Annotated in this window: 27 protein-coding genes; 21 read left to right on the top strand and 6 right to left on the bottom strand. The window is 66.5% G+C overall.

The window, feature by feature from the left end:
- Positions 1 to 21: 21 nt before the first annotated feature.
- Positions 22 to 669 carry a carbonate dehydratase gene (gene can, locus HPA02_RS04555; RefSeq protein WP_146801896.1) on the bottom strand — a complete coding sequence of 216 codons (648 nt, stop codon included), beginning with the start codon at positions 667 to 669 and terminating at the stop codon, positions 22 to 24.
- A 210-nt stretch (positions 670 to 879) separates the two neighbouring features.
- Between can and gorA the strand changes: the two genes are divergently transcribed.
- The 4 genes from gorA (at position 880) to HPA02_RS04535 (ending at position 4,919) form a co-directional block, all read left to right on the top strand.
- Complete coding sequence (gene gorA / locus HPA02_RS04550) at positions 880 to 2,250, top strand: glutathione-disulfide reductase (RefSeq protein ID WP_146801895.1); 1,371 nt, start codon at positions 880 to 882, stop codon at positions 2,248 to 2,250.
- Positions 2,251 to 2,510: 260 nt separating this feature from the next.
- Positions 2,511 to 3,089, top strand: coding sequence for a diaminobutyrate acetyltransferase (ectA, locus tag HPA02_RS04545; RefSeq protein WP_146801894.1), 579 nt, complete (start codon positions 2,511 to 2,513; stop codon positions 3,087 to 3,089).
- 79 nt (positions 3,090 to 3,168) lie between these two features.
- Positions 3,169 to 4,431, top strand: a complete 1,263-nt coding sequence (gene ectB, locus HPA02_RS04540; protein WP_146801893.1) for a diaminobutyrate--2-oxoglutarate transaminase — start codon at positions 3,169 to 3,171, stop codon at positions 4,429 to 4,431.
- Between the two features lie 74 nt (positions 4,432 to 4,505).
- Positions 4,506 to 4,919 (top strand): ectoine synthase, encoded by a 414-nt coding sequence (locus HPA02_RS04535; RefSeq protein ID WP_146801892.1) that lies wholly within the window; start codon positions 4,506 to 4,508, stop codon positions 4,917 to 4,919.
- 67 nt (positions 4,920 to 4,986) lie between these two features.
- Here the strand turns inward: HPA02_RS04535 and HPA02_RS04530 are convergent, their stop codons facing one another.
- Entirely contained in the window at positions 4,987 to 5,499 is a 513-nt protein-coding gene (locus HPA02_RS04530; RefSeq protein WP_244945858.1) for a DUF3833 domain-containing protein, read from the bottom strand.
- A 493-nt stretch (positions 5,500 to 5,992) separates the two neighbouring features.
- Here HPA02_RS04530 and HPA02_RS04525 point away from each other — a divergent pair, with 493 nt between their 5' ends.
- The 8 genes from HPA02_RS04525 to HPA02_RS04490 all read left to right on the top strand — a co-directional run bounded on the left by HPA02_RS04525 (position 5,993) and on the right by HPA02_RS04490 (position 11,828).
- Positions 5,993 to 6,706 carry an ATP-dependent zinc protease family protein gene (locus HPA02_RS04525; RefSeq protein ID WP_307725125.1) on the top strand — a complete coding sequence of 238 codons (714 nt, stop codon included), beginning with the start codon at positions 5,993 to 5,995 and terminating at the stop codon, positions 6,704 to 6,706.
- A gap of 85 nt (positions 6,707 to 6,791) precedes the next feature.
- Positions 6,792 to 8,297 (top strand): inactive transglutaminase family protein, encoded by a 1,506-nt coding sequence (locus HPA02_RS04520; protein WP_146801889.1) that lies wholly within the window; start codon positions 6,792 to 6,794, stop codon positions 8,295 to 8,297.
- A gap of 2 nt (positions 8,298 to 8,299) precedes the next feature.
- Positions 8,300 to 9,310, top strand: coding sequence for an alpha-L-glutamate ligase-like protein (locus HPA02_RS04515; RefSeq protein WP_146801888.1), 1,011 nt, complete (start codon positions 8,300 to 8,302; stop codon positions 9,308 to 9,310).
- A gap of 68 nt (positions 9,311 to 9,378) precedes the next feature.
- A complete protein-coding gene (locus tag HPA02_RS04510; protein ID WP_146801887.1) occupies positions 9,379 to 9,858 on the top strand; it encodes a transcriptional repressor in 480 nt (159 codons plus the stop codon).
- 38 nt (positions 9,859 to 9,896) lie between these two features.
- Entirely contained in the window at positions 9,897 to 10,343 is a 447-nt protein-coding gene (hisI, locus tag HPA02_RS04505; protein ID WP_146801886.1) for a phosphoribosyl-AMP cyclohydrolase, read from the top strand.
- A 1-nt stretch (position 10,344) separates the two neighbouring features.
- A complete protein-coding gene (gene yidD, locus HPA02_RS04500) occupies positions 10,345 to 10,680 on the top strand; it encodes a membrane protein insertion efficiency factor YidD (RefSeq protein ID WP_244945857.1) in 336 nt (111 codons plus the stop codon).
- A gap of 133 nt (positions 10,681 to 10,813) precedes the next feature.
- Positions 10,814 to 11,395 (top strand): DJ-1/PfpI family protein, encoded by a 582-nt coding sequence (locus HPA02_RS04495; RefSeq protein WP_146801884.1) that lies wholly within the window; start codon positions 10,814 to 10,816, stop codon positions 11,393 to 11,395.
- 67 nt (positions 11,396 to 11,462) lie between these two features.
- Positions 11,463 to 11,828 (top strand): ribbon-helix-helix domain-containing protein, encoded by a 366-nt coding sequence (locus HPA02_RS04490; RefSeq protein ID WP_146801883.1) that lies wholly within the window; start codon positions 11,463 to 11,465, stop codon positions 11,826 to 11,828.
- A 67-nt stretch (positions 11,829 to 11,895) separates the two neighbouring features.
- On the opposite strand, the gene HPA02_RS04485 is transcribed toward HPA02_RS04490, so the two are convergent.
- Together HPA02_RS04485 and HPA02_RS04480 are read right to left on the bottom strand one after the other, a co-directional pair.
- Positions 11,896 to 12,321, bottom strand: coding sequence for a SufE family protein (locus HPA02_RS04485; RefSeq protein WP_146801882.1), 426 nt, complete (start codon positions 12,319 to 12,321; stop codon positions 11,896 to 11,898).
- Positions 12,322 to 12,348: 27 nt separating this feature from the next.
- Complete coding sequence (locus HPA02_RS04480; protein ID WP_146801881.1) at positions 12,349 to 13,680, bottom strand: tyrosine-type recombinase/integrase; 1,332 nt, start codon at positions 13,678 to 13,680, stop codon at positions 12,349 to 12,351.
- A gap of 263 nt (positions 13,681 to 13,943) precedes the next feature.
- Here HPA02_RS04480 and HPA02_RS04475 point away from each other — a divergent pair, with 263 nt between their 5' ends.
- Positions 13,944 to 14,942 (top strand): DNA-binding protein, encoded by a 999-nt coding sequence (locus HPA02_RS04475; protein ID WP_146801880.1) that lies wholly within the window; start codon positions 13,944 to 13,946, stop codon positions 14,940 to 14,942.
- 85 nt (positions 14,943 to 15,027) lie between these two features.
- Here the strand turns inward: HPA02_RS04475 and nfuA are convergent, their stop codons facing one another.
- Positions 15,028 to 15,618 (bottom strand): Fe-S biogenesis protein NfuA, encoded by a 591-nt coding sequence (gene nfuA, locus HPA02_RS04470; protein WP_146801879.1) that lies wholly within the window; start codon positions 15,616 to 15,618, stop codon positions 15,028 to 15,030.
- 211 nt (positions 15,619 to 15,829) lie between these two features.
- Between nfuA and metH the strand changes: the two genes are divergently transcribed.
- The 4 genes from metH (at position 15,830) to HPA02_RS04450 (ending at position 23,230) form a co-directional block, all read left to right on the top strand.
- On the top strand, positions 15,830 to 19,546 hold the full coding sequence (gene metH / locus HPA02_RS04465) for a methionine synthase (RefSeq protein WP_146801878.1): 3,717 nt from the start codon (positions 15,830 to 15,832) through the stop codon (positions 19,544 to 19,546).
- Between the two features lie 54 nt (positions 19,547 to 19,600).
- Positions 19,601 to 20,929 carry an MATE family efflux transporter gene (locus tag HPA02_RS04460; protein WP_146801877.1) on the top strand — a complete coding sequence of 443 codons (1,329 nt, stop codon included), beginning with the start codon at positions 19,601 to 19,603 and terminating at the stop codon, positions 20,927 to 20,929.
- Between the two features lie 134 nt (positions 20,930 to 21,063).
- The gene (locus tag HPA02_RS04455) at positions 21,064 to 22,716 is read left to right on the top strand and encodes a nitrite/sulfite reductase (RefSeq protein ID WP_146801876.1); all 1,653 of its coding nucleotides are present in this window, start codon (positions 21,064 to 21,066) and stop codon (positions 22,714 to 22,716) included.
- The gene (locus HPA02_RS04450) at positions 22,709 to 23,230 is read left to right on the top strand and encodes a DUF934 domain-containing protein (protein ID WP_146801875.1); all 522 of its coding nucleotides are present in this window, start codon (positions 22,709 to 22,711) and stop codon (positions 23,228 to 23,230) included. The genes HPA02_RS04455 and HPA02_RS04450 overlap by 8 nt, the downstream gene beginning before the upstream one ends.
- Positions 23,231 to 23,381: 151 nt before the next feature.
- Here the strand turns inward: HPA02_RS04450 and smrA are convergent, their stop codons facing one another.
- On the bottom strand, positions 23,382 to 23,966 hold the full coding sequence (gene smrA / locus HPA02_RS04445) for a DNA endonuclease SmrA (protein ID WP_146801874.1): 585 nt from the start codon (positions 23,964 to 23,966) through the stop codon (positions 23,382 to 23,384).
- A gap of 119 nt (positions 23,967 to 24,085) precedes the next feature.
- On the opposite strand from smrA, the gene HPA02_RS04440 reads away from it, so the two are divergent.
- The 4 genes from HPA02_RS04440 to HPA02_RS04425 all read left to right on the top strand — a co-directional run bounded on the left by HPA02_RS04440 (position 24,086) and on the right by HPA02_RS04425 (position 26,015).
- Positions 24,086 to 24,499, top strand: a complete 414-nt coding sequence (locus HPA02_RS04440; protein WP_146801873.1) for a gamma-glutamylcyclotransferase family protein — start codon at positions 24,086 to 24,088, stop codon at positions 24,497 to 24,499.
- A gap of 139 nt (positions 24,500 to 24,638) precedes the next feature.
- Positions 24,639 to 24,977 carry an arsenate reductase family protein gene (locus tag HPA02_RS04435; RefSeq protein ID WP_146801872.1) on the top strand — a complete coding sequence of 113 codons (339 nt, stop codon included), beginning with the start codon at positions 24,639 to 24,641 and terminating at the stop codon, positions 24,975 to 24,977.
- A gap of 37 nt (positions 24,978 to 25,014) precedes the next feature.
- Positions 25,015 to 25,626: an NAD(P)H:quinone oxidoreductase gene (wrbA, locus tag HPA02_RS04430; RefSeq protein ID WP_146801871.1), complete on the top strand. Its 612-nt coding sequence runs from the start codon at positions 25,015 to 25,017 to the stop codon at positions 25,624 to 25,626.
- Positions 25,623 to 26,015: a DUF2069 domain-containing protein gene (locus HPA02_RS04425; protein ID WP_146801870.1), complete on the top strand. Its 393-nt coding sequence runs from the start codon at positions 25,623 to 25,625 to the stop codon at positions 26,013 to 26,015. The genes wrbA and HPA02_RS04425 overlap by 4 nt, the downstream gene beginning before the upstream one ends.
- The last annotated feature ends 44 nt before the right edge of the window (positions 26,016 to 26,059 follow it).

Below are 26,059 nucleotides of genomic sequence, written 5' to 3'. Positions count from 1 at the left end.
GGGATGGGCCACTCCAGGCCCTCAGCCTACCGGGTTCAGGCCTTCGATACGGTAGAGGGACTCCACCTGATCGAGACGCTCCACCGTGCAGCCCAGGTCGGTGACATGGCCATCCTTGAGGCCATAGACCCAGCCGTGTACCGCCAGCGGCTGGCCCCGCTGCCAGGCATGCTGGACGATCTTGGTGCGGCACAGGTTATTGACCTGGGCCTGGGCATTGAGCTCGCACATGCGGTCCACCTGCGCCTCCAGGCTGAGGTGGCTCAGTTCGTTGCGGTGCCGGGCATAGAGCTCGCGCACCGAATGCAGCCAGATATCCACCATGCCGTTGTCGCCGCCCTCCACGGCGGCACGCACCCCGCCGCAGCCGTAGTGGCCCACCACCATGATATGGCGCACCCGAAGCACTTCGACGGCGTATTGCAGGACCGAGAGGGCATTGAGGTCGTTGTGGTGGAGGAGGTTGGCCACGTTGCGATGCACGAAGACCTCGCCGGGGGGCAGGTCGATGATCTGGTTGGCCGGGACCCGGCTATCGGAGCAACCGATCCACAGGTAATCGGGATTCTGCTGTTGCGCCAGGCGATCGAAGAAGCCGGGATCCTGCTGGCGGACCCCGTCGGCCCATTGGCGATTGCGCTCGACGAGGCGTTTGATCTCTTTTTTCATGCATCCGCTCTTTGGCTGGGCGAGTGGTGCGCCAGGGGGAGGCGCCATCGGAAGCCTCTAGTCTAACGCGGCGCGGGGAAAAGTGGGCCGTCCATCGGTGGCGATCTATGGTATTGATAGTTATCGCCTATCTGGTCAAGAGCCTGTCAAGCCAGTGTGCCGGTGGTATCATCGCGCCATCCCTTTCGACCAAGGTTTCAGGAGAACTTCGTGTCCCAGTTCGATTATGACCTCTTCGTCATCGGCGCCGGTTCCGGCGGCGTGCGTGCCGCCCGCACCGCGGCGGCCACCGGTGCCCGCGTCGCCGTCGCCGAGGATCGCTACCTGGGGGGCACCTGCGTCAACGTCGGCTGCGTCCCCAAGAAGCTCTACTCCTACGCGGCCCATTATCATGATGCCTTCGAGGAGAGCGCCGGCTTCGGCTGGAGCCTGGCCGAGGCGCCGCGCTTCGACTGGGCGACCCTGCGCGATAACAAGATCACCGAGATCAAGCGTCTCAACGGCATCTATGGCCGCCTGCTGGAGGGCGCCGGCGTGCGCCTGATCAATGGCCGGGCCAAGGTACTGGATGCCCATCGCGTCGAGGTGGCCGGCGAGGTCCTGAGCACCGAGAAGATCCTGGTGGCCACCGGCGGCTGGCCCTGGGTGCCGGACTTTCCCGGCAAGGAGCACGTCCTGGACTCCAACCGGGTCTTCGACCTGGAGCGCTTTCCCCAGCGTTTCCTGGTCCTCGGCGGCGGCTATATCGCCGTGGAGTTCGCCAGTATCTTCAATGGCCTGGGCAGCGATACCCACCTGGTCTACCGCGGTGAACTGTTCCTGCGTGGCTTCGACAACGAGGTCCGTGAGTTCACCCGGGATGAGATGGCCAAGAAGGGCGTCAATCTCCACTTCGAGACCAATATCGAGCGCATCGACAAGGAGGGCGAGGTCCTCAAGGTGATGCTCACCAACGGCGAGGTGCTGGAAGTGGATGCGGTGCTGGCGGCCACCGGGCGCAAGCCCAATCTGGCCGGCCTGGGGCTCGACGCCCTGGGCGTCGAGCTCAACGAGGACGGTACCCTCAGGGTCAACGAGCGTTTCGAGACCTCGGTGCCCTCCGTGCTGGCTCTGGGCGATATCATCGGTGGCCCCGAGCTGACCCCCGTGGCCCTGGCCGAGGCGATGCAGATGGTGCAGGCGCATTTCGGCGAGGGCAGCCCCAAGCCGCTCGACTACGACAAGATCGCCACCGCGGTCTTCTGTCATCCCAATATCGGCACCGTGGGCCTCTCCGAGGAAGCGGCTCGGGAACGGTGTGGCGCCATCCGCGTCTACCGCACCGACTTCCGGCCCATGAAGCACACCCTCTCCGGCAGCGAGGAGCGCTGCCTGATGAAGCTGATCGTCGAAGATCAGAGCGACGTGGTGGTGGGGGCTCATATGGTGGGCGAAGAGGCCGGCGAGGTGATCCAGGGGATCGCCATCGCCGTTCGGGCCGGCCTGACCAAGGCCGATTTCGATGCCACCGTGGGCATTCACCCCACCGGCGCCGAGGAGTTCGTGACCCTGCGCAGCATCAGCCGCCGCTACCCGCAGTAAGTCACCGCACCGTCATGCCGGCGTCATTCGCCGCCGGCACCCTGAAGGCCATCCCTCGCGGGATGGCCTTCGTCGTTATCGGCAGGCGCAAAAGACCAACGGTCGCGGCATCCGTGACTAAACTCAGGGTGATGAGTGGCCTCACTCAGCAAACATAACCAGGGATTATGGATACGCCCAACGATGATAAGGCGCCTTTTGATTTATGCATAAATCCTTGTTATCGTAGTGGGCGAATTCGCCAACAGCGAACTATAACCATGAACGTATCGACGCATCCCTTCACTCCCTCCTCCGATCTGGCCCGCCCCAGCGTGGCCGATGCCGTGGTGGGAAATCCCCAGTCACCGTTGTTTATCCGCAAGCCCAATCCGGACGACGGCTGGGGCATCTATGAACTGGTCAAGGCGTGTCCGCCGCTGGACGTCAACTCCGCCTACGCCTACCTGCTGCTGGCAACCCAGTTCCGCGATACCTGCGCGGTAGCCACCAACGAGGAGGGCGAGATCGTCGGCTTCGTCTCCGGCTACGTGAAGAGCAATGCGCCCGACACCTATTTCCTGTGGCAGGTGGCGGTGGGCGAGAAGGCCCGCGGCACCGGCCTGGCCCGTCGCCTGGTCGAAGCGGTGATGCGCCGCGAGGAGCAGGCCGAGGTGCGCCACCTGGAAACCACTATCACGCCGGACAACGAGGCGTCCTGGGGGCTCTTTACTCGCCTGGCCGATCGCTGGCAGGCGCCCCTGAACAGCCGCGAGTATTTCTCCACCGATCAGCTCGGCGGCGAGCATGATCCGGAAAACCTGGTGCGTATCGGCCCCTTCCAGCCGGCGCATATCTAGGCTCCACCCCAATTCGCTGGCGACGGCCCTGCGGCCGGCGCCACTCACCCTATTGATTCCCGATTCGCTAGGAGATCCTATGCAGACCCAGATTCTCGAACGCATGGAATCCGAAGTTCGTACCTATTCCCGCTCCTTCCCGGTGGTCTTCACTAAGGCCCAGGGCGCGCGCCTGACCGCGGAAGACGGCAAGCAGTACATCGACTTCCTCGCCGGTGCCGGCACCCTCAACTACGGCCACAACAACCCCAAGATCAAGCAGGCGCTGCTCGACTACCTGGCCTCCGACGGTATCGTCCATGGCCTGGACATGTGGACCGAGGCCAAGCGCGACTACCTGGAGGCCCTCGAGGAGGTGATCCTCAAGCCGCGTGGCCTGGACTACAAGGTGCATCTGCCGGGGCCGACCGGGACCAACGCGGTGGAAGCCGCCATTCGCCTGGCCCGAGTGGCCACCGGTCGCCATAACATCATCTCCTTCACCAACGGCTTCCATGGCGTGACCATGGGCGCCCTGGCCACCACCGGCAACCGCAAGTTCCGCGAGGCCACCGGCGGGATCCCCACCCAGGGCGCCGCCTTCCTGCCCTTCGACGGCTACATGGGCGAGGCGGTGGATACCCTCGACTACTTCGAGAAACTGCTCGGCGACAACTCCAGCGGCCTGGACCTGCCCGCCGCGGTGATCGTCGAGACGGTGCAGGGGGAGGGCGGTATCAACCCCGCTGGCCTCGACTGGCTCAAGCGCCTGGAGAAAATCTGTCGCGAGCACCAGATCCTGCTGATCGTCGACGATATCCAGGCCGGCTGCGGCCGCACCGGTAAGTTCTTCAGCTTCGAACATGCCGGCATCACCCCGGACATCGTGACCAACTCCAAGTCGCTGTCCGGCTATGGCCTGCCGTTCGCCCATGTGCTGATGCGCCCCGAGCTCGACAAGTGGAAGCCGGGCCAGTACAACGGCACCTTCCGGGGCTTCTCCCTGGCCATGGTGACCGCCGCCGCCGCGCTGCGTACCTACTGGAGCGACGACAAGCTCGAGCGCGACGTCCAGCGCAAGGGACGCATCGTCGCCGAGCGCTTCCAGCAGCTGGCCGACTATCTTGGAGAGAAGGGCATCACCGCCTCCGAGCGTGGTCGCGGCCTGATGCGTGCCCTGGACGTGGGCAGCGGCGAGCGTGCCGACAAGATCACCGCCGAGGCCTTCCAGCGCGGCCTGGTGATCGAGACCAGCGGCCACGACGGCCAGGCGGTGAAGTGCCTGTGCCCGCTGACCATCGGCGATGAAGACCTGCTCGAGGCCCTGGATATCCTCGAGGCCAGCGTCAAGGCGGTCTTCTAAGCCGCGCCGAGCCCCTGACTTAACCGGGCGCCCGGATAGGGCGCCCGACACCGTTTCAGCATGAGGATAGCGCGATGATCGTTCGCAATCTGGAAGAGGCCCGCAAGACCGACCGCCTGGTCAAGGCCGAGAACGGCAACTGGGACAGCACCCGCCTGAGCCTCGCCGACGACGGCGGCAACTGCTCCTTCCATATCACCCGTATCTTCGAGGGTACCGAGACCCATATCCACTACAAGCACCACTTCGAGGCGGTCTACTGCATCGAAGGGGAAGGCGAGGTGGAGACCCTGGCCGATGGCAAGATCTGGCCGATCAAGCCGGGCGACATCTATATCCTCGATCAGCACGATGAGCACCTGCTGCGCGCCCACAAGACCATGCACCTGGCCTGCGTCTTTACTCCGGGTCTGAGTGGCAAGGAAGTGCACCGCGAGGATGGCTCCTATGCGCCGGCGGACGAGGCCGACGATAGCCAGCCGCTCTGAATCGCCTCTGGCGACGAGCTAGGTAAAACGCGCCCCCGGCCATGGCCGGGGGCGCGCTCGTCTGGGTTCAGTCGTCCACTGGCTCGAACACCAGGGTGATTTCACCCAGGGTCAGGCCGAACTTGCGCATGGCGGTGCGGTTGATCAGGCGCCGATCCGGCTGCAGATACATCCAGTCATCCATGGTAAAGGTGATATCGCGCCCGTCGATCTCGATGGGCAGTCGGTAGCGCATATGGAAGGCGTGGCCGTACTGGCGAGCGGTTACCGGGCCCGCCACGTCGCTGGCATGACCGATCCAGGTGGTCGCGTCCTGGCGCTCGAAGGTCCAGACACGGCGCTGGGTCTCACCATCCTCGAAGACGAAGGCCTCATCCAGCACCAGCGTCTGGCCATCGTAGCGGCCGTCGATAAGCACGGTGAAGCGTCGCTGTACCTCGCCGCGGTAGTCCTGGACCATGCCCCAGGCGCGGGTCTGGCCCTGGAAGTAGTCGCCGATATCCAGGCGTGGCTCGGTGTCGGCATAACGTTCGATGGATGGGGCGCCACAGCCGACCAACAGCCCGAGGGTGAGGAGCATCAGTGACACGCGAAGCATTATTTTTTACATGTAAAATCCTTTGCATAGGGTTTGTTACGCTATGACCCAGTGGGATCGGCGGAGTTCTGAGGTTACGGGAGATATTCCCTTGATACGCATAATGTATATTATGTTAAATCATGGCCATCCAGCCGCACTCGCGGCCCTCGCCACATTGACAGCTTGCGCCGCTCTGTCATGATGTTGTCGCCGTTTCCGGGTGTCCGTGGGCCCTGAGCCATCGACGGATGCCCTGCGTTGGCACGGACCGCCGCGCGCGGCGCTTCTTATATTCGCCATCATCGCAGCCACCGACGAAACGGTAAGACCCGCAAAGGACCCACGCCCACCCATGTTCTCTTCGCCGCGATCACGACGCCTGACATCCCTTACGCTGACCGGACTCGGCCTGTTGCTACTCGCCGGCTGTGTCCGTCAGCCAGTCGTCGAACCCGGGCCGCCTCCCGTCAGTGCCGTGGCCTTCCAGGCACGCATGGATGCCCTGGAAACTCAGTTGGTGGCACGTTGCGATAGCCGCCTCGATTGGCAAGACCGTCAGGCCCGCCTGGGGCGCTATCTGCTGGCGGACATTCGCGAGCTGGGCGATCGCCTGAGCGCGATGCGCGATGACCTGGCGCGACGTGACGAGGCGTCGCCGCCCTCCGGTCGCCAGTGCGAGGGCGTCGATAGCTCCCAGTTGGAGGGCAAGCAGGTGCTGGGTCGTGCGGAGTGGGTCGGGCTTCCCGAGGTCGGCACCTACCTGCGCGCGCGGGTCGACTCCGGGGCCAACACCTCCTCGCTCTCGGCCCAGGAGATCACCCCCTTCGAGCGGGACGGCCAGGACTGGGTGCGCTTTCGCCTGGGTCTCACCGATGAGGACGTGGTGGTGGATGACGTGCGCGAGGCGTGGATCGAAGCCCCGGTGGAGCGGCGAGTCCGCATCCTCCAGGCCGCCGGCAGCGAGTCGCGTCCGGTGGTCAGCCTGGTGATGACCCTGGGGCCGATCCGCCAGCCGGTGGAGTTCACCCTCAATGATCGTACCCACCTCAACTACCCGGTACTGCTGGGGCGCCGCTTCATGATGGATATCGCGGTAATCGATGTGGCCGAGCGCTACCTCCATCCGCGGCCGGAATTCCCCGGTGGTCGCCCCGCCGATGAGGCCGCCGCCGATGAGGCGCTAGACCTGGACGACGGCGAGTCCTGAATTCTCCGCGGATCGGCTCGCCGACCGAGCCAGCGCTATGACTCCGGGTCGGCCACCGCCGCCCGGCCCGATCAAGGAAGCCCCCATGTCGCGACTGCCCTTCTATCTGCTGGTAAGTGTGCTGATGCTGGCCGGTATTGGCCTGACCCTGCATCGCCATCTGCAATTCGACGTGCCCTGGCTCCCCGGTGAGCAGCGCCAGGTATGGGAAATCGAGGCCCAGGTGAACCTGACCGCCCGTGGCGAGCCGGTGATCGTCGATATGGCCCTGCCCAGCCATCAGCAGGGCTATCGGCTGTTGACCGAACACACCGCCTCCTCCGGCTATGGCCTGGCGTTTCGGGAGGAGAACGGCGGCCGTCGTGCCCAGTGGACCATCCGCGAGGCCAGTGGCTCCCAGCAGCTCTATTACACGGTGCAGATGCTGGTGGCCCCGGACGCCGAGGCGCCGGCACAGGCCCTGCCCGCCCTGCCCCGTCAGATCCTCTGGGAACGCCCCTACGATACCGCCGCCCGTCAGGTGATCGAGCGCGCCTGGGCGCGCAGTGCTTCGCCCTTCACCTTCGCCCGGGAGCTGATCCGCGACATGAGCGGCGATCGCCAGAGCGAGAACACCCGCCTGTTGCTGACTCAATACGACCGCGCCCCCCTGCTGGTCCGGCTACTCAACCAGGCCGACATCGCCGCCCGGGAAGTCAGTGGCCTGCGCCTGGAGGATGGGCGCCGACGCCAGAGCCTGGCACCGTGGATTCAGGTCTTCGATGGCAACGACTGGGCGCTGTTCCACCCCGAGACGGGCGAACAGGGGCGCCCCGATGACCTGCTGCTGTGGGAAAGCGCCGGGGAGGCGGTGCTGGAGGTCCAGGGGGGCAGCAACTCCCGGGTCAGCTTCTCCATGCTCACCCATAACCAGCCGGCGGCGTCGGCGGTGCGCAGCCAGTTGGCCGACGATACCCTGCTCAACTTCTCCATTCACAGCCTGCCGCTGGAAGAACAGGCGCTCTTCCAGACCATCTTGCTGATTCCCATCGGTGCCCTGGTGGTGGTACTGCTACGTATCCTGGTGGGGATCAAGACCTCCGGGACCTTTATGCCGGTGCTGATCGCCCTGGCCTTTATCCAGACCAGCCTGTCCACCGGGCTGATCGGCTTCCTGCTGGTCGTCTCCGTGGGGCTGGTGATTCGCAGCTACCTGTCGCACCTCAACCTGCTGCTGGTGGCCAGGGTCTCGGCGGTGATCATCACGGTCATCGCGATCATCTCCATCTTCTCGGTGCTCTCCTACCGCTTCGGCCTCAACGCCGGCCTGACGATTACCTTCTTCCCGATGATCATCCTCGCCTGGACCATCGAGCGGATGTCGATCCTCTGGGAGGAGGAAGGTCCCAAGCAGGTGTTGATCCAGGGTGGCGGTAGCCTGCTGACCGCGGTGCTGGCCTACCTGGCCATGAACAACCCCTGGATTCGCCATATCACCTTCAACTTCCTGGGCCTGCAGCTGGTACTGATGGCGTTGATTTTGCTGGCGGGTAACTACACCGGCTATCGGCTGCTGGAACTGCGTCGCTTCAAGCCGGTGGCGGAGGATTGAGCATGGCGACCTCCCCTACGAGCGTACTGGACTGGGCCCTGGCCTGGGTCCGTCCGGGCAAGCTGTCTGCCAAGGGCATTATCGGCATGAATCGGCGCAATATCCGCTATATCGGTCGCTATAATAGCCGGCGTCTCTATCCCCTGGTGGACGACAAGCTCAAGACCAAGCTGCTGGCGGAACGCCATGGCATTACCACGCCGGCATTGATCGGCACCGTGACCACCCAGTTCGGGGTCAAGCAGGTGGCGGCGCTCGTCGAAGAACGACAGGGGTTCGTGATCAAGCCCGCCAAGGGCAGCGGCGGCAAGGGCATTCTGGTTATCGAGAGACGCGATGGTGACGCCTACGTCAAACCCAGTGGCGCCCACCTGAGTCGTGAGGACCTGGAGCGGCATGTCTCCAATATCCTCTCCGGGCTCTACTCCCTGGGCGGCTCGCCGGACGTGGCGGTGATCGAAGACCTGATCCACTTCGATCCATCGCTGACCGAATATACCTACGAGGGCGTGCCGGATATCCGCGTGATCGTCTTCCAGGGCTACCCGGTGATGGCCATGATGCGCCTCTCGACGGCCGCCTCCGATGGTAAGGCCAATCTCCACCAGGGCGCCGTGGGGGTGGGCCTGGATATCGCCACCGGCACCGCGCTGCGGGGCGTGCAGTTCGATCGCCCCCAGGCCAGCCATCCGGACACCGGGCATGAACTGGCCAGCCTGCGGATTCCCGATTGGGGCACCCTGCTGACCCTGGCCGCGGGCTGCTATGAGATGACCGGCCTGGGTTATCTGGGCACCGATATGGTGCTCGACGCGCGACACGGCCCGATGTTGCTGGAGCTCAATGCCCGTCCCGGCCTGGCGATTCAGATGGCCAACGGCGAGGGCCTGCGCGCTCGACTCGACCTGATCGAACGGCAGCCCGCCGGGCTCTCGGTCGCCGATCGGGTCGCCTTCGCGCAGCGCCACTTCGCGCGGAGCTCGGAGCTGCCGGCCTCCAGGGTGCCGGCCTGAGGCCAGGCGGCTGCCGCCGGGTCCGGCCTCTGGTAGACTGAAGGCTGGTATCGACAGGACCCTTTTCCATGCCCCATTCCCGACAACTGCTCGAGCGGGCCGAGCGCCAATGTCAGGCCAGAGGCGCGCGTTTCACGCCCATTCGGCGGCGCGTCCTGGCACTGATCGCCGATTCCCCAGGGGGCCTCAAGGCCTATGACCTGCTCGATCGGCTGGCCCTCGAGCACGCGGCGGCCCGCCCCCCTACCGTCTATCGGGCCCTCGACTTCCTGATCGAGCAGGGCCTGGTGCACCGCATCGAATCCCTCAATGCCTATGTGGCCTGCCCCTGTCCGGAGCATGCCCACGGGTTTCAGCTGTTGATCTGCCGCCACTGTGGGCGCGTCGAGGAGCTGCACCTGGACGACGTGGATGCCCAGCTCGCCGGACGTGCCCGGGAACTGGGGTTCCGCGTCGAGCGTCAGACCATCGAGCTGCTGGGCAGCTGCGACGACTGCCGCCAGGGGCAGGCCGAAGCGGCCTCGCCCCTGGAGGCCAGCCAGGGGTAGTGCCCTGTCCCTTTCATTACCGCGATTGCGAGAGTCCCATGAGTGAGCTTTTCAAGGCGCTGGAGCGCGCCCCCCTGGATACCCGCGAGTCCACCGCCCGACTGCTGGATGCGGTGGCCTGGAACGATGCCGGGCTGATTCCCGCCATCGCCCAGCAGCATGATAGCGGCGAGGTGCTGATGATGGCCTGGATGAACCGCGAGGCCCTGGAGGAGACCCTGCGCAGCGGCCGCGTCTGCTACTGGTCCCGCTCGCGGGGCAAGCTGTGGCGCAAGGGCGAGAGCTCCGGCCAGCAGCAGCACCTCAAGGCCGCGGCCCTGGACTGCGACGGCGACACCCTGCTGCTGCAAGTCGACCAGACCGGCCCTGCCTGCCATACCGGGCGGCGCCACTGCTTCTATGTGAGCCTGGATGCCGATCAGGGGCGCGTCGATAGTGAGCCACTGATCGATCCGGACACCCTCTATGGCGTGGGCAAGGCCTAGCATGCGCCACCTGGCCGGCGGGCTCGCCATCTTGCGACGCGGGCTGGCTGCCTTGATGATCGGCCTGGTGCGTCTCTACCAGTGGGGGATCAGCCCCCTGCTGGGCCCCCGCTGCCGCTACTGGCCGAGCTGCTCCCACTACACGGTGGAGGCCCTTCGGGTGCATGGCCCCCTCAAGGGTGGCTGGATGGCGGCCCGGCGCATCCTGCGCTGCCACCCCGGGGCCGATGGCGGCATCGACCCGGTCCCCGGCGGCCCCAGCGAGGCGCTATGCCGCGAAGACCCCGAGCTCGACGAGCACTTTCGCCCCCGCCACGACGCCTGCCGAGATCATTAAGGCCTCTCCTCGCCCTGGACCCTGACTGACGTAGTAGCCCGCTACCACCTCGTGCGATTCGCGCCGTGCCAGAATGATTCTCTCCGCCTGTGGCGGAGACGCCAATCACAAGATCACGAAGAGGAGTGACGCCATGTCCACCAAGCGACTGCTGCTGCTGTGCGGGGACTTCGTCGAGGATTACGAGATCATGGTGCCCTTCCAGGCCCTGCAGGCGGTGGGCTATCGGGTCGATGCGGTCTGCCCCGACAAGGTCGCCGGCGACAGCGTGGCCACCGCCATCCATGATTTCGAGGGCGACCAGACCTATACCGAGAAGCCCGGCCACCGCTTCGCCCTCAATGCGGACTTCGCCGGCGTCGCACCGGATGACTACGACGGCCTGGTGATTCCTGGGGGGCGCGCCCCGGAGTACCTGCGCCTGAACGATGAGGTCATTGCCCTGGTGCGCCACTTCTTCGACGCCGACAAGCCGGTGGCGGCGATCTGCCACGGCGCCCAGCTGCTGGCCGCTGCCGGGGTGCTGGAGGGTCGGCGCTGCGCCGCCTACCCGGCCTGCCGGCCCGAGGTGGAGCTCGCCGGCGGTCACTATGCCGATATCGCCGTGGATGCCGCCGTCACCGATGGCCGCCTGGTCACCGCTCCGGCCTGGCCGGCGCATCCTGATTGGCTGGCACAATTCATGGCCGTGCTGGGGGCACGGCTCGAGGTCTAGGCTCCCGATATGCTCGGACCGGGAGTACCCTGGTGTTCCCGGTCACTTAGCGTGTGAGTAGACAATCATGTGCCGACTCTTTATCGGTGCCGAGCCGAGCCTATGGGAGGCGCAGACCCGATCGCTGCGCCTGGAGGGGATCTCCACCAGCGTGCGCCTGGAGCGTTTCTACTGGGAGGTGCTGGAGGAGATCGCCCGCCGCGATGGCCATAGCCTGGCCCGGCTGATCGGCCGGCTCGCTCGAGAGTGCGACGAAGCCGGTCACGACCAGGGCGGCTTCGCCTCCTTCCTGCGCGTCTGCTGTGGACGCTACCAGGCCCTGCGGCTGGCCGGAGAGATTCCCGCCGAAGGGGCCATCGCCGACCTGGATGCCGAGGCGATCCTGGCCCGGGAACGCCAACGCAGGGAGCCCGGGCAAGACGCCGAGGCCTAGCCGATATCGTCGCCCCTTGGCCTCGCCGACGGCCTTACCAAAATGATCATCCGGGATGAGTCGGCACCTAGGCGGCGGCCCGCTCGGCGACTTCGTAGATACGATTGAGCATGGCGTGCAGGCCGTTGCTGCGGGTCGGTGACAGGTGCTTGTCGAGCCCCAGGGCGGCGAGGAAGTCGGGCTGGGTGTCGCGGATCTCCGCGGGGGGGCGGTCGCTGTAGATGCGCAGCAGCACGGCGATCAGCCCCGAGACGATGGCGGCATCGGAGATGGCATCGAAGTGCAGGCGCCCTTCCTCCAGGCGGTGACGCATCCACACATTGGACTGGCAGCCCTGGATCTTGTGCTCGTCGCATTTCCACTCGTCGGGGAAATCCGGCAGCTGCTTGCCCAGGTCGATGATGTACTGGTAGCGATCCATCCAATTATCGAACAGTTCGAACTCTTCCAGCAGCTCCTGCTGCGCCTGTTCGGCGGTGGTGTCGATGCTCATGAAAACTCCTCGCTGGTAATGGCCCCATTATACAGGCTCCCTCCCCGACTCGTCCGCCCCGCCGCTTCTCTCGTCCGCGCCTCCCTGGTTGGGATAGGCAGGCTGCTCTTCCCATTCGCCCGCCTCGTCCGCCCTGTCCTGTGGCTCCGTTGCCTGATTGGGATAGGCAGGCTGCTCTTCCCATTCGCCCGCCTCGTCCGTCCCACCCTGTAGCTCCGTTGCCGAGCCCAGGCCGTGGCGCGCCTGCTGGCGATGCCACTCCTCGGCCTCGGCATGCAGATAACGGGCGGTGGTATCGAGCCGGGCATGACGCGCCGTGGCCGCCAGGTAGCGTAGCTCGACCCCCGCCTGGGCCTGGTGGGTCAGGGCGGTGTGACGCAGCCAGTGGGGGGTGGCGCGACGCAGCTGGCGGGCCCCCAGGGCATCGCCCTGAGCCGCCAGGGCCTCGGCCCCCGCGGCGAAGCTCTCGCGGATCAGCCGGTAGAGGCGGTTATCACCCAGGCCGCGGCGCCCGTCCAGGCTGCGCAGTAACGGCTCGCCCTCCTCCGGCAGGGGCTCGGGGGGCAGGCCCAGTTCCTCTCGCCAATCGCCAAGCAGGGCGAGCATATCCGGCGGCACCGGAATCAGTGCCCGCTTGCTCCCCTTGCCGACCACTTCCCACCACCAGCCCCCCTCCCGGCGCCGGAAGTCACCCATGCGGGCGGCGCTTATCTCGGCGATTCGCGGGGCCAGCAGGTAGGCGAAGCCGAAGACCAGGCGTCGACGCTGCCATTCGAAGCGCTGACGTGGCGTGGCGGGCTCCGCCGGCGGGCGATTGAGCCATGCCCAGAACCACTCCCAGAGGGGACGCTCCAGGTAGCGCTCGATGCCGGCCTGGCGATTGTCCAGGCGACGGCGCTTGTCACGCATCAGTCGAAAGGGATTGTGAGCGACCCAGCCCGCCTCCGCGAGCCAGGCGAAGAGCCCCTGGAGGATCACCAGGCTCTGGCGACGACTGGCCGGCGACAAGGGGCCGCGAAAGGGCCGCCACTGGGGTGAACGCCGCGGGCGCGGCGGGCCGATCCACGCCTCCCGGGGATTCGGGTCGCCGAGGAAGGCCTCGAAGGCGTCGAGATGCTCCCGGCGCACCTGGCCAAGCCGCAGCCCCTGCCGATCGAGCCACAGCAGCAGCCGCTCCGCCTCGCGGCGGTAGGCGCGCCAGGTCTGGGGGCTGGCGCGGTATTCGCTAAGCCACAAGCCCACCGCCTCGATATCGCTCTCGGCGCCGATATGCACGCCCCTAGGAACGCTCGTCGAGACGCCTTCTGGCGCCTCGGAAAGCACTTCCCCGGCCCGGGCCAGCGACTCCAGGGCAAGCATCGTCCCCCCTGCCCCGGGCATTTCCCCGTCGTGTTCCAACTCTCGCTCGCTCCCTGCCGCTGGTGTATAGCCTGGCCGGCCAAGTATCCCCGCATAAGGAGAGAAAAATCAAGATAAGCCGCGTAATCATGATTTTATTTCCCATAAAATAAATAAAATTACGTATTACGTAATATGTAAAAAGGCTTCCCAAGCGCCTAGCGAGGCGCTAAGCTGCGCCCAGGCCGTCCCAGGCGGCGCTCAGAATCGACAGGAGAGACGAGATGGCACGAAGCGGCGTGCAGTACGAGGATGTGCAGCGGGCCATCGACACCCTGCTGCAGCGCCAGGAGACCCCCAGCGTGCAGAAGGTGCGGGAGGTGCTGGGCACCGGCAGCTTTACCACCATCAGCGATCATCTGCGGGAGTGGCGCGCCCGCCGCGAGTCCAATCGCGATACCCCGCCCACCCAGGTCCTGCCCGAGGCCTTGCAGCGCGGCATGGCGGAACTCTGGACCGAGGCCCAGGAGCGCGCCAACCAGGCCCTGAGCCATTACCGAGAGGAAGCGGATCGGCGCGTGGCCGAGGCCCAGGAGGCGGCGGACCAGGCACGGCGCCAGGCGGAGGATGCCGCCCAACGGGAGTCGACCCTGGCCGAGCAGCTCAATCGCGCCCTGGCACGCCTGGAAGCGCTCGGCGCCCTGGCCTCGCGACTGGAGGCCGAGCGGGACCAGGCCCGGGAAGCCGAGCAGCGGCTAGGCAAGGAGCGGGAGGAGTGGAAGGCGGAGGTGACCCGCCTGCGCGGGGAACTCGAGGCCCGGGAGGCCGCCCACCAGCAGGCCTTGGCCGAACAGGTCGCGGCGCACCGCCGGCAACTGGCTCAGGAAGAGCAGCGCCACGAAGCCGCCGAGTCGCGGCTGATGGCGCTGCTCGACGAGGCGCGTCAGCAGCGCCAGGCCGACGACAAGCAGCACCGCGAACGTCACCAGCGCCTGGAAGCACGCCTGAGCCGCCTGGACAGCCAACTGGAAGAGCAGCGACGACTCGCCGCCGAGGCGGAGAAGGCAAGGCAAGAGGCGCAGCAGCAGGCCGACCGGGTAGGGCAACAGCGGCAGGCCGAAGCCCAGGCCAGGCACGATGGCGAGGCGCGCCTCGAGTCCCTGCTGGCGGCCCGCGAAAGCGAGAATGCGGCCCTCAAGGGGCAGCTAGAGGCCTTGCAAGGCCAGCTGGCGGCGCTTCAGGTGCGGCTGGCCGAGGGCTCCCTGCCGCCTTTCGTCTATTAGGTATCGGCGGCGGGATTACCATGGCGCCATAACGCAGCAAGGCCGCCCTCGGGCGGCCTTGCTGGAGTACGCGGGGTAACTCCCCTTAGCGGTAGTAGGCCTGGCTGGTATCCGTATGGTCGGTCACGTCACGGATCCCGGCGAGTTCGGGAATGCGCTCGAGCAGGGTCTTCTCGACGCCTTCCTTGAGGGTCAGGTCCACGGCGGCGCAGCCCTGGCAGCCGCCGCCGAAGGCCAGTACCGCCACCTTCTCCTCGGTCAGCTCGACCAGCTTGATCTCGCCGCCATGGGCGGCCAGGCCCGGATTGATCTCGCTATAGAGGACGTAGTTGACGCGATCCTCCAGGGGGCTGTCGGCATTGACCTTGGGCATCTTGGCGTTGGGCGCCTTGATGGTCAGCTGTCCGCCCATGCGGTCGGCATTGAAGTCCACCACCGCCTCGTCGAGGAACGCCAGGCTGTGCTTGTCCAGGTAGACGACGATCTTGTCGAGCTCCAGTCGCTCGTCGCTGGGCTCCTCTTCGCCGGGACGGCAGTAGGCCAGGCAGGTCTCGGCATAGGGGGTGCCGGGCTGGGTGATAAAGATGCGCACCGCGATGCCCTCGACGTTCTGCTTCTCCAGCAGCTCGGCGAGGTACTCCTGGGCGCTATCGGTAATCTGGATGCTCTGGCTCATGGGGCAAGAATCCTGGTAGGCACGGTCATGATGGGGTCATGGTAAGGAAAACTCCCGGGCGACACAATCCCGAGCTTTTTACTGGGGTATATCCCACCCCCTGCCCGCGGCGGCCAGGATTCTGGTAGCATAACGGGTCGCGCGAGCCCCCGCCGGCTTCGCCGCCCGCACAGAAAAAAGACGCTGGAACCGCTGGAGACGACCCCCGACCATGGCTGCCCCGAACGCCCGTATCGCCACCCTCCTGGATACCCTGACGCGCCGCATCCTGATTCTCGATGGCGGCATGGGCACCATGTTGCAGAACGCCAGCCTCGACGAAAGCGATTTCCGCGGCACGCGCTTCGCCGACTGGCCCAGCGACCTCAAGGGCAATAACGACCTGCTGGCGCTGACCTGCCCCGACCTGGTGACGCGCATCCACCGGGAGTACCTGGAGGCGGGTGCCGAGATCGTCGAGACCAACACCTTCAACAGCACCCGCCTCTCCCAGGCCGATTACGGCATGGAGGATCTGGTTCCCGAGCTCAACCGCGAGTCGGCGCGCCTGGCCCGCGCGGTGTGTGACGCCGTGGCCGCGGAGACCGGGGTGCCCCGCTACGTGGCCGGGGTGCTGGGCCCCACCTCGCGCACCGCCTCCCTGTCGCCGGACGTCAATGACCCGGCCAAGCGCAACGTCACCTTCGACCAACTGCGCGAGAACTACCTGGAAGCCGCCGAGGCCCTGGTGGAGGGCGGCAGCGACCTGATCCTGATCGAGACCATCTTCGATACCCTCAATGCCAAGGCGGCCATCTACGCCCTGGAGGAGCTCTTCGAGGCCCGCGGCGAGCGCCTGCCGGTGATGATCTCCGGGACCATCACCGACGCCTCCGGCCGGACCCTCTCCGGCCAGACCACCGAGGCCTTCTGGAACTCGATCCGCCATGCCCAGCCGCTCTCGGTGGGCCTCAACTGCGCCCTCGGCGCGGAAGAGCTGCGCCCCTACCTGGAAGAGCTCTCCAACAAGGCCGACACCTTCGTCTCCGCCCACCCCAATGCCGGCCTGCCCAACGAGTTTGGCGAATACGACCAGACCCCGGAGGAGATGGCGGCCATCGTCGCCGAGTTCGCCGCCAGTGGCCTGGTCAATATCATCGGCGGCTGCTGCGGCTCGACCCCCGAGCATATCCGCGCCATCACCCAGGCGGTACGCGAGACCACTCCCCGGGTGGTGCCGGAGCGTCCCCGGGCCTGTCGCCTGTCGGGTCTGGAACCCTTCAACATCGAGGCGGACTCGCTGTTCGTCAACGTCGGCGAGCGCACCAATGTCACGGGCTCCGCGCGCTTCAAGCGACTGATCAAGGAGGAGGACTACACCACCGCCCTGGAGGTGGCCCTGGAGCAGGTGGAGAGCGGTGCCCAGGTCATCGATATCAACATGGACGAGGGCATGCTCGAGTCCGAGGAGGCGATGGTGCGCTTCCTCAACCTGATCGCCGGCGAGCCGGATATCGCCCGGGTGCCGATCATGATCGACTCCTCCAAGTGGGAGATCATCGAGGCGGGCCTCAAGTGCGTCCAGGGCAAGGCAGTGGTCAACTCCATCTCCCTCAAGGAGGGCGAGGCCGCCTTCCGCGAGCAGGCCACCAAGTGCCGGCGCTTCGGGGCCGCCGTGGTGGTGATGGCCTTCGACGAGGCCGGCCAGGCGGATACCTTCGCCCGCAAGACCGAGATCTGCGAGCGCGCCTATCGGCTACTGGTGGACGAGATCGGCTTCCCGCCGGAAGACATCATCTTCGACCCCAATATCTTCGCCATCGCCACCGGCATTGAGGAACACGACAACTACGCCGTGGACTTCATCGAGGCGACCCAGTGGATCAGCGAGCACCTGCCCCACGCCATGGTCTCCGGCGGCGTCTCCAACGTCTCCTTCTCCTTCCGCGGCAACAACCCGGTGCGCGAGGCGATCCATTCGGTGTTCCTCTACCACGCCATTCGCGCCGGCCTGACCATGGGCATCGTCAACGCCGGTCAGCTGGCGGTCTACGATGACCTGCCGGAGGAGCTGCGCGAGGCGGTGGAGGACGTGGTGCTCAACCGCCGCTCCGACGGCACCGAGCGCCTCCTCGACCTGGCCGACAAGTACAAGGGCGACGGCTCCGGCGGCGCCAAGAAGGAAGACCTGGAGTGGCGTTCCTGGCCGGTCAACAAGCGCATCGAGCACGCCCTGGTCAAGGGCGTCACCGCCTATATCGAGGAGGACACCGAGGAGGCCCGAGCCGCCGCGGCACGTCCCATCGAGGTGATCGAAGGGCCGCTGATGGACGGCATGAACGTGGTCGGCGACCTATTCGGCGCCGGCAAGATGTTCCTGCCCCAGGTGGTCAAGTCGGCGCGGGTGATGAAGCAGGCGGTGGCCTACCTGATCCCCTTTATCGAGGCGGAGAAGAGCGAGGAGACCCAAGCCAAGGGCAAGATCGTCATGGCCACGGTCAAGGGCGACGTCCACGATATCGGCAAGAACATCGTCGGAGTGGTCCTGCAGTGCAATAACTACGAGGTGATCGACCTCGGCGTGATGGTGCCCGCGGAAAAGATCCTGCAGACCGCCCGGGAAGTGAACGCCGATATCATCGGCCTCTCCGGGCTGATCACCCCATCGCTGGACGAGATGGTCCACGTGGCCAAGGAGATGCAGCGCCAGGGCTTCACCCTGCCGCTGCTGATCGGCGGCGCCACCACCTCCAAGGCGCATACCGCGGTGAAGATCGAGCCCGGCTACGAGCATCCGGTGATCTACGTCACCGACGCCTCCCGGGCCGTGGGCGTGGCCGGCAAGCTGCTCTCCCCGGGCCTCAAGGAGGCCTATGTGGCGGAGATTCGCGCCGAGTACGAGAAGGTGCGCGAGCGCAACGCCAAGCGTCGCCCCAAGGCCGCCGACCTCACCTATGCCGAGGCGCGGGCGCGCAAGTTCGCCATCGACTGGGCCGGCTACACGCCGCCGGCGCCCCGCGCCCCGGGCCTAACCGTCTTCGACGACTACGACCTGGCGGAGCTGGTCGAGCGCATCGACTGGACGCCCTTCTTCATGAGCTGGCAGCTGGCCGGCAAGTACCCGAGGATCCTCGAGGACGAGGTGGTCGGCGAGGCGGCCCGCAACCTCTTCGCCGATGCCCAGAAGATGCTCGCCAAGTTGATCGACGAGAAGCGCATCCAGGCCCGGGGCGTGATCGGCCTGTGGCCGGCCAACAGCGTCGACGACGACGTCATCGAGGTCTATGCGGACGAGTCGCGTACCGAGGTGGTCGAGCGGCTGCACCATATTCGCCAGCAGATGACCAAGAACCGCGACGGCGTCTGCTACAGCCTGGCCGACTTTATCGCCCCCCGTTATGACGCGAATGGAGAGCCGAGCGGCAAGCCGGACTGGATCGGCGGCTTCGCGGTCACCGCCGGCCACGGCGTGGAGGAGCTCAGCAAGGCCTACGAGGCCGCCGGCGACGACTACAACGCCATCCTGGTCCAAGCCCTGGCCGACCGCCTGGCCGAGGCCTTCGCCGAGCGCATCCACGAGCGGGTGCGCAAGGAGTACTGGGGCTATGTGCCCGAGGAGGCCCTCGACAACGACGCGCTGATCGCCGAGAAGTACCAGGGCATCCGCCCGGCGCCGGGCTACCCCGCCTGCCCCGACCATACCGAGAAGGCCACCCTCTTCCGCCTGCTCGAGGCCGAGACCCACAGCGGCCTGGCGCTCACCGAGAACTTCGCCATGTGGCCGGCGGCGGCGGTGGCCGGCTGGTACTTCGCCCACCCCCAGTCGAAGTACTTCTCCACCGGCAAGATCACCCGCGACCAGGTCGAGGCGCTGGCCGAACGCAAGGCCATGCCGCTTTCCGAGCTGGAGCGCTGGCTGGCGCCGGTGCTCTCCTACGACCCCGCCTGAGCCGCCCGGCCCGCCTACTCGTGAGTAGGCGGGCCGCTCAGCCGACGAGAGCCGATGCTTCCCGAGTCGACCCGCCGCCAGACCATCCTGCGCCTCGCCCTGCCGATCATCGCCGGCATGCTCTCCCAGAGCCTGCTTAACCTGATCGATGCCGCCCTGGTGGGCAGCCTCGGCGAGGCGCCCCTGGCCGGGGTCGGCATCGGCGGCTATGCGATCTTCCTGATCACCGCCGTGGTCTTCGGCCTCTCCTCCGGGGTCCAGGCCCAGACCGCCAGGCGACACGGCGAACGGGACTGGGGCGGTCGCGCTCATCCCCTGGGGGCGGGCCTGCTGATCGCCCTGCTGGTGGCAGGCCCCCTGACACTGCTCTGTTTCTGGCAGGCCCCCCGACTGCTGGGGTGGATCAATCAGGACCCGGCCGTGCACGCCGAGGCGGTGAGTTACTTCCGCTGGCGGGTGCTCTCCCTGGTGCCGGTGGCGATGATCTTCTGCTTTCGCGGCTACTGGAACGGCATCCAGCGCACCGGCATCTACCTGCGCATCATCCTGGTGATGCATGCGATCAATGTGCTGGCCAGCATCGGCCTGATCTTCGGCCACTGGGGCTTGCCGCGCCTGGAGGCCGCCGGTGCCGGCGCCGGCACCACGGCCTCGCTGCTGGTGGGCGTGGCTCTCTGGGCATGGGTCAGCCGCCGCCACCTGGGGCCGCGCGTCGGCCCCCGACGCTGGCCGCGGCCGGCCATCCTGGCCACCACCCTGCGCCTGGCCGCCCCCCACTCCTTCCAGCAGCTGTGGTTCGCCGCCGGCTATGCGGTGCTGTTCTGGATCCTCGGCCAACTCGATACCGCCAGCGTGGCGGTGGGCCATGTGCTGGTGAACCTGTCGCTGTTGCTGATCCTGCCCGGGGTCGGCCTGGGCCTGGCTGCCCTCAGCCTGGTGGGCCAGGCCATGGGACAGGAGGCCCATCAGGAGGCTCATCGCTGGGGCTGGGACGTGGTGCGCCTGGCCTGGCCCTGCCTGACGACCCTGGCCCTGCCCATGCTGCTGTTCCCCGAGGCGGTGCTGTCGCTCTTCCTGCATGACCCGGCGCTGATCGACATGGGTCGGCTGCCCCTGCGGTTGACCGCCCTGATGATCGTGCTGGATGCCGCCGCCCTGGTCCTGGGCCAGGCGTTACTGGGAGCCGGGGCCAACCGCACCGTGATGATCCTGACCCTGGCCACCCAGTGGCTGCTCTTCCTGCCCCTGGCCTGGTGGGTCGGGGTGGTGCTGGAGCAGGGGCTGATCGGCATCTGGTGGGTGCAGCTCGGCTATCGCTGCTTCAACTCGGCCTGCTTCGCGCTGATCTGGCAGCGCCGGCGCTGGCAGCGCCTGGTGATCTAGTGGCCCCCGGGCGTCTTTAATAACCCTTTAATAAAAATCTATGATCATTTATTCTTTCATAGAATAAAGAGAGAGGAGTAAGGTGCCAGCACACGGCACCCTATTTTTGGCCCCGACTAGCAGGACACCCCTGAATGTATCGGTACGACACCTACGATCAGACGCTCGTCGACGAACGCGTCGCCCAGTTCCGTGACCAGATGGCGCGCCACCTGGCCGGGCGTCTGCCGGAAGAGGAATTCCGCCCGCTGCGCCTGCAGAACGGGCTCTATATCCAGAAGCATGCGCCCATGCTGCGCATCGCCATCCCCTACGGCATGCTCTCCGCGACCCAGCTGCGCCGCCTGGGCGAAATCACCCGCCGCTATGACCGCGGCTACGCTCACTTCACCACCCGCCAGAATCTGCAGCTCAACTGGCCGGCGCTGGAGGACGTACCGGAGATCCTCGCCGAGCTCGCCGAGGTGCAGATGCATGCCATCCAGACCAGCGGCAACTGCATCCGCAACACCACCAGCGACCAGTTCGCCGGCATCGCCAAGGACGAGGTGGAGGATCCCCGCCCCTGGTGCGAGCTGATTCGTCAGTGGTCGACCCTGCATCCGGAATTCGCCTTCCTGCCGCGCAAGTTCAAGATCGCCGTGACCGGCGCCGCCGCCGACCGGGCCGCCATCCAGGTCCACGATATCGGCCTGCGCCTGTGGCACGACGATCAGGGCGAGCTGCGGATCAAGGTGCTGGCCGGGGGCGGCCTGGGCCGCACGCCGATGATCGGCGACGTGGTGCGCGAGGACCTGCCCTGGCAGCACCTGCTGACCTACCTGGAGGCCTGCGTGCGGGTCTACAACCAGTTCGGTCGCCGCGACAACAAATTCAAGGCGCGCATCAAGATCCTGGTCAAGGCGCTGGGCATCGAGGAGTTCCGCCGGCGCGTCGACGCCGAGTGGGCTCACCTCAAGGATGGCCCCCAGACCCTGACCCAGGAAGCCGTGGAGGCCGCCCGCGCCCATTTCGTCGAGCCCGAGCGGCGCCCGGTGGCCGAGGACGCCATCGCCGCCATCGAGGCACTGCGCGCCGAGAACCGCGCCTTCGGCCGCTTCGTCACCAATAACGTCACCGACCACAAGGTGCCCGGCTACCAGGCGGTGACCCTGTCGCTGAAGCGTCGCGAGCATGCCCCCGGCGACGTTACCGCCGACCAGCTCGACGCCGTGGCGGATCTCGCCGAGCGCTACAGCTTCGGCGAAGTGCGGGTCACCCACGAGCAGAACCTGGTGCTCTCCGACGTCCCGGTGGACGAGCTCGAGGCCCTGTGGCGGGAGCTCGATGAGTTGGGCATGGCCAACCCCACCGTGGGCACCCTCAACGACATCATCTGCTGCCCCGGCGGCGACTACTGCGGCCTGGCCAATGCGGTGTCGATCCCCATTGCCCAGGCGCTGCAGGAGCGCTTCGAGGATCTCGACTTCCTCTACGACCTGGGGCCCCTGGACCTCAATATCTCCGGTTGCATGAACGCCTGTGGTCACCACCACGTAGGGCATATCGGCATCCTCGGCGTCGACAAGAAGGGCGAGGAGTACTACCAGATCTCGCTGGGTGGTAACGCCAGCGACGACGCCTCCCTGGGCAAGATCCTCGGCCCCTCCTTCTTCCGCGAGGACGTGCCCGAGGTGATCGACAAGGTGCTCAAGGTCTTCGTCGAGCGTCGCCACGACGACGAGACCTTCCTCGACACCTATCGCCGTATCGGTCTCAAGCCCTTCAAGGAGCGGGTCTATGCCTGACACCCAACTCGAGCACGCCCAGACCCTGATCAAGCTGGGTCAACCGGAACAGGACGACTGGGCCCTGTCCCGCCATGCGGAGGCGCTGCCCGAGCAGCGCCCGGTGATCGTGCCCCTGGCCCTGTGGCTGGAGGCCGCCACCGACGCGGGCCTGGCCCCCTGGCTGCCCAGCGACACCGAGCTGACGCCGGAGCTGGCCGAGCGCCTGGCGCCGGCGCCGCTGATCGCCATCGACTTCCCCGCCTTCACCGATGGCCGCGGCTACAGCCTGGCGCGGCTGCTGCGCGAGCGTTACGGCTACACCGCCGAGGTGCGCGCCATCGGCGATGTGCTGGTGGATCAGCTCTACTATATGAGCCGCTGCGGCTTCGACGCCCTGGCCCTGCGCGAGGACCAGCACCTGGACGATGCCCTGCGTGCCCTGGGGGCCTTCAGCGTCAGCTACCAGCCGGCGGTGGACAGCCAGGAGGCGCTCTTCGAGCGCCGCCTCAAGGAGCAGAAAGGCAACGCCTGACTCTCCGTCGGGGCTGATCCGGCGACAGGTCTTATGAGGGGGCGCTGTGAACCCCTCCCTGGGCGCTTCCGATGCCATCCTTGGCATAGGACCCCCTCTACGACCCGTCCCCGGCGCCCCTCCCCATCTCTCCTATCCCTCTGTGGGATCGTCAACCGCGGCGCTTCTGCTGCCGCTCCCGATTGGCGGCCCGTGCCCGTTCGCTCTTGCGCAACAGCACATAGGTGGCCCCCAGCCCCCCATGCTGCGGCTGGGCGGAGGCGAAGGCCTGCACCGAAGCGAACTGGCGCAGCCACTTGTCGAGGTAGGCGCGGCGCAGGTTGGCCGGGCTGTCATCCCGTTGCCCCCGACCATGCACGATCAGCAGGCAACGCAGGTCGTGGGCCTCGGCGTCGCGAATAAAATCGAACAGCTCCCGGCGACAGCGTTCGAGGGGCACCTTGATCAGGTGCAACTGTGCCTGGGGGGCATAACCGCCCTGGCGCAGGCGGTCCATGACCCCGGTCTGGATACCGTCGCTTCGATAGCTCAGCGGATCCCAGGCACCCAGTGGCTCGATGAAGTCGTCGGTGAGGAAGTTACGCTCCACACCGGCCGCCTCGGCGTCGCGCCGCCGAGCCAACTGTGCCTCGCTGGGCGGGCGGCGACGGTGTCCCGGGTCGGCACGCCCCTGACCACGGCGCAGCGGCTCCACGTCCCCTATCAGATGGCGAAACTCCTGTGTTTCCTGACCCATGGCGATTGCCTCCTTGAGACCCGATCCCTATGGTAACCCTGGTGGGGCGGCCCTTGTCACTCTTCAGCCCCTGCTTCCGCCTCCCCTTCGATCATCCCTCCTGGCCACGAGCTATCGCCATGCCACTACGCTATCTGCTGACCGGGCTATTGGGCCTGCCACTGCTGGTCTCGGGGTATCTCTGGTGGACGCTACTGAGCCCTTTCGGTTACGCCCCACCGCAGGATTTGGTGCCGATCGCCGCCGGCGAGCACCGGGTCTTCGTCTATGGCACCCTGCGCCACGCGCCGCTGCGTTGGCTGATCTATGGACGCAGTGGCGACCCGGCGCCGGCCCGCTTGCCTGGTTATCGTCGTGAGGGGCTCGATATCCACCGCAACGCCAATGCCAGCGTGGAGGGGCTGGTGCTGCGGGTCGATGCCGAGGAACTGGCGCGGCTCGATCGCTACGAGCGGCTGGGAATTCGCTATGAGCGGATCGCCCTGCCCCTCGCCGATGGAAGGCCTGCCTGGGTCTATCGACGACTCGACTAGCAAGGCCGATCGATAGCCTGAGTCGCAATGCAAGATAACGGTATAAATGAAGGCCCTTCCACACCGGTGCCTTGTGAGGGCCCGAGCCCCTCCCTACAATAGCCGCCAACCCACTGATTCTCTTGCGAGGCCATCGTCGATGATCACCCTCTACCACAATCCCCGCTGCTCCAAGTCCCGGGAAGCCCTGGCACTGCTGGAGGCTCGCGGCGTCGAGTTCCGGGTCCATCGCTACCTGGACGATCCCCTGGATATTCCGGCACTGCGCGAACTGGCCGGCCGAGTCGATGATCCCAGTGCCCTGCTGCGTAGCAACGAGGCCGAATGGAAGGCCCTCGGCCAGGAGGCCAGCGATCTCGAGACGGTGATCGCCGCCATCGCCGAGACCCCCAAGCTGATGCAGCGCCCCATCGCCGATCGTGGCGATCGAGCCATCATCGGCCGTCCCCCCGAGGCGATCCTCGCCCTGCTCGACTGATCGCCCCTCGCCGTCGTTTCCTGCATGCGGAGTCCCGATGCCTGACACCCTCCCCTATGTGCTGATCCTCTACTACTCCCGCCAGGGTGCCACCCGCGCCATGGCCGAGCAGATCGCCGCCGGCGTGGAGTCCCGGTCGGGCATCGTCGCCCGCCTCAGGACCGTGCCGCCGGTCTCACCCACCTGCGAGGCGGTAGCCCCCGAGATCCCCGCCGAGGGCGCCGTCTACGCCAGCCTGGATGACCTGCGCCACTGCGCCGCCCTGGCGCTGGGTAGCCCGACCCGTTTCGGCAATATGGCCGCTCCCCTCAAACATTTCATCGATACCACCAGCGAGCTGTGGGTCGGCGGGGCCCTGATCGACAAGCCGGCCACTGCCTTCACCTCCACGTCCAGCCTGCACGGCGGTCAGGAGAGCACCCTGATCACCATGCTGCTGCCGCTGCTGCACCATGGCATGGTCTATGCCGGCCTCCCTTATAGCGAGACCGAGCTCTACACCACCACCGCCGGGGGCACCCCCTATGGCGCCAGTCATCTGGCCGGGCAGCGTAGCGACCGTCCCCTCGACGAGGCGGAGCGTAACCTCGCCTTTGCCCAGGGGCGGCGCCTGGCGCGTCTCGCCCAGGCCCTGGAGGGCGCCCGATGAGACGCGCTCTGGAACGCTGGGAAGCCCGCCGCGGCCTGGATCACCTGACCCGCGGCAGTCGCCGCCTGGTATTGGGCAGCTTCGCCGTCCTCGCCCTGCTGCTGGCCCTGGCCGGCTGGCGGCTGCAGGGGGGCAATAGCCCTCTCGCCATGCTGATCTATCTGCTGCCGCTGCTGCTCTTCCTGCCCAGCCTGATCTCCGGTCGCCCGCGGGGCCACGCCTGGCTCGCCTTCGTCAGCCTGCTCTATTTCATGATGGGGGTGAATATCGCCATCCTGCCGGGATTGGGTGTGCTGGGCCTGGCCATCGTCGTCGCCGCGCTGACGCTGTTCGTCGGCGCCACCGGCTATGCCCGTTTTCGCAGCCGTCAACTACGCGGCCAGGACTAAACCAGAAAAGACACTGAGGATATCCGGTCTATTCCCTAGATATA

Origin of the sequence: Bisbaumannia pacifica (genome assembly GCF_007989625.1) — a bacterium.
In the GTDB taxonomy this organism is placed as follows: domain Bacteria; phylum Pseudomonadota; class Gammaproteobacteria; order Pseudomonadales; family Halomonadaceae; genus Bisbaumannia; species Bisbaumannia pacifica.
This window is presented reverse-complemented; position numbering and strand designations above follow the sequence as displayed.

What these genes read in the sequence shown, in the direction of transcription:
- can (WP_146801896.1), bottom strand. Translation starts at nt 669, where the DNA reads ATGAAAAAAGAGATCAAACGCCTCGTCGAGCGCAATCGCCAATGGGCC.
- ectA (WP_146801894.1), top strand. Translation starts at nt 2,511, where the DNA reads ATGAACGTATCGACGCATCCCTTCACTCCCTCCTCCGATCTGGCCCGC.
- ectB (WP_146801893.1), top strand. Translation starts at nt 3,169, where the DNA reads ATGCAGACCCAGATTCTCGAACGCATGGAATCCGAAGTTCGTACCTAT.
- HPA02_RS04535 (WP_146801892.1), top strand. Translation starts at nt 4,506, where the DNA reads ATGATCGTTCGCAATCTGGAAGAGGCCCGCAAGACCGACCGCCTGGTC.
- HPA02_RS04530 (WP_244945858.1), bottom strand. Translation starts at nt 5,499, where the DNA reads ATGCTCCTCACCCTCGGGCTGTTGGTCGGCTGTGGCGCCCCATCCATC.
- HPA02_RS04525 (WP_307725125.1), top strand. Translation starts at nt 5,993, where the DNA reads ATGGATGCCCTGGAAACTCAGTTGGTGGCACGTTGCGATAGCCGCCTC.
- HPA02_RS04520 (WP_146801889.1), top strand. Translation starts at nt 6,792, where the DNA reads ATGTCGCGACTGCCCTTCTATCTGCTGGTAAGTGTGCTGATGCTGGCC.
- HPA02_RS04515 (WP_146801888.1), top strand. Translation starts at nt 8,300, where the DNA reads ATGGCGACCTCCCCTACGAGCGTACTGGACTGGGCCCTGGCCTGGGTC.
- HPA02_RS04510 (WP_146801887.1), top strand. Translation starts at nt 9,379, where the DNA reads ATGCCCCATTCCCGACAACTGCTCGAGCGGGCCGAGCGCCAATGTCAG.
- hisI (WP_146801886.1), top strand. Translation starts at nt 9,897, where the DNA reads ATGAGTGAGCTTTTCAAGGCGCTGGAGCGCGCCCCCCTGGATACCCGC.
- yidD (WP_244945857.1), top strand. Translation starts at nt 10,345, where the DNA reads ATGCGCCACCTGGCCGGCGGGCTCGCCATCTTGCGACGCGGGCTGGCT.
- HPA02_RS04495 (WP_146801884.1), top strand. Translation starts at nt 10,814, where the DNA reads ATGTCCACCAAGCGACTGCTGCTGCTGTGCGGGGACTTCGTCGAGGAT.
- HPA02_RS04490 (WP_146801883.1), top strand. Translation starts at nt 11,463, where the DNA reads ATGTGCCGACTCTTTATCGGTGCCGAGCCGAGCCTATGGGAGGCGCAG.
- HPA02_RS04485 (WP_146801882.1), bottom strand. Translation starts at nt 12,321, where the DNA reads ATGAGCATCGACACCACCGCCGAACAGGCGCAGCAGGAGCTGCTGGAA.
- HPA02_RS04480 (WP_146801881.1), bottom strand. Translation starts at nt 13,680, where the DNA reads ATGCTTGCCCTGGAGTCGCTGGCCCGGGCCGGGGAAGTGCTTTCCGAG.
- HPA02_RS04475 (WP_146801880.1), top strand. Translation starts at nt 13,944, where the DNA reads ATGGCACGAAGCGGCGTGCAGTACGAGGATGTGCAGCGGGCCATCGAC.
- nfuA (WP_146801879.1), bottom strand. Translation starts at nt 15,618, where the DNA reads ATGAGCCAGAGCATCCAGATTACCGATAGCGCCCAGGAGTACCTCGCC.
- metH (WP_146801878.1), top strand. Translation starts at nt 15,830, where the DNA reads ATGGCTGCCCCGAACGCCCGTATCGCCACCCTCCTGGATACCCTGACG.
- HPA02_RS04460 (WP_146801877.1), top strand. Translation starts at nt 19,601, where the DNA reads ATGCTTCCCGAGTCGACCCGCCGCCAGACCATCCTGCGCCTCGCCCTG.
- HPA02_RS04455 (WP_146801876.1), top strand. Translation starts at nt 21,064, where the DNA reads ATGTATCGGTACGACACCTACGATCAGACGCTCGTCGACGAACGCGTC.
- HPA02_RS04450 (WP_146801875.1), top strand. Translation starts at nt 22,709, where the DNA reads ATGCCTGACACCCAACTCGAGCACGCCCAGACCCTGATCAAGCTGGGT.
- smrA (WP_146801874.1), bottom strand. Translation starts at nt 23,966, where the DNA reads ATGGGTCAGGAAACACAGGAGTTTCGCCATCTGATAGGGGACGTGGAG.
- HPA02_RS04440 (WP_146801873.1), top strand. Translation starts at nt 24,086, where the DNA reads ATGCCACTACGCTATCTGCTGACCGGGCTATTGGGCCTGCCACTGCTG.
- HPA02_RS04435 (WP_146801872.1), top strand. Translation starts at nt 24,639, where the DNA reads ATGATCACCCTCTACCACAATCCCCGCTGCTCCAAGTCCCGGGAAGCC.
- wrbA (WP_146801871.1), top strand. Translation starts at nt 25,015, where the DNA reads ATGCCTGACACCCTCCCCTATGTGCTGATCCTCTACTACTCCCGCCAG.
- HPA02_RS04425 (WP_146801870.1), top strand. Translation starts at nt 25,623, where the DNA reads ATGAGACGCGCTCTGGAACGCTGGGAAGCCCGCCGCGGCCTGGATCAC.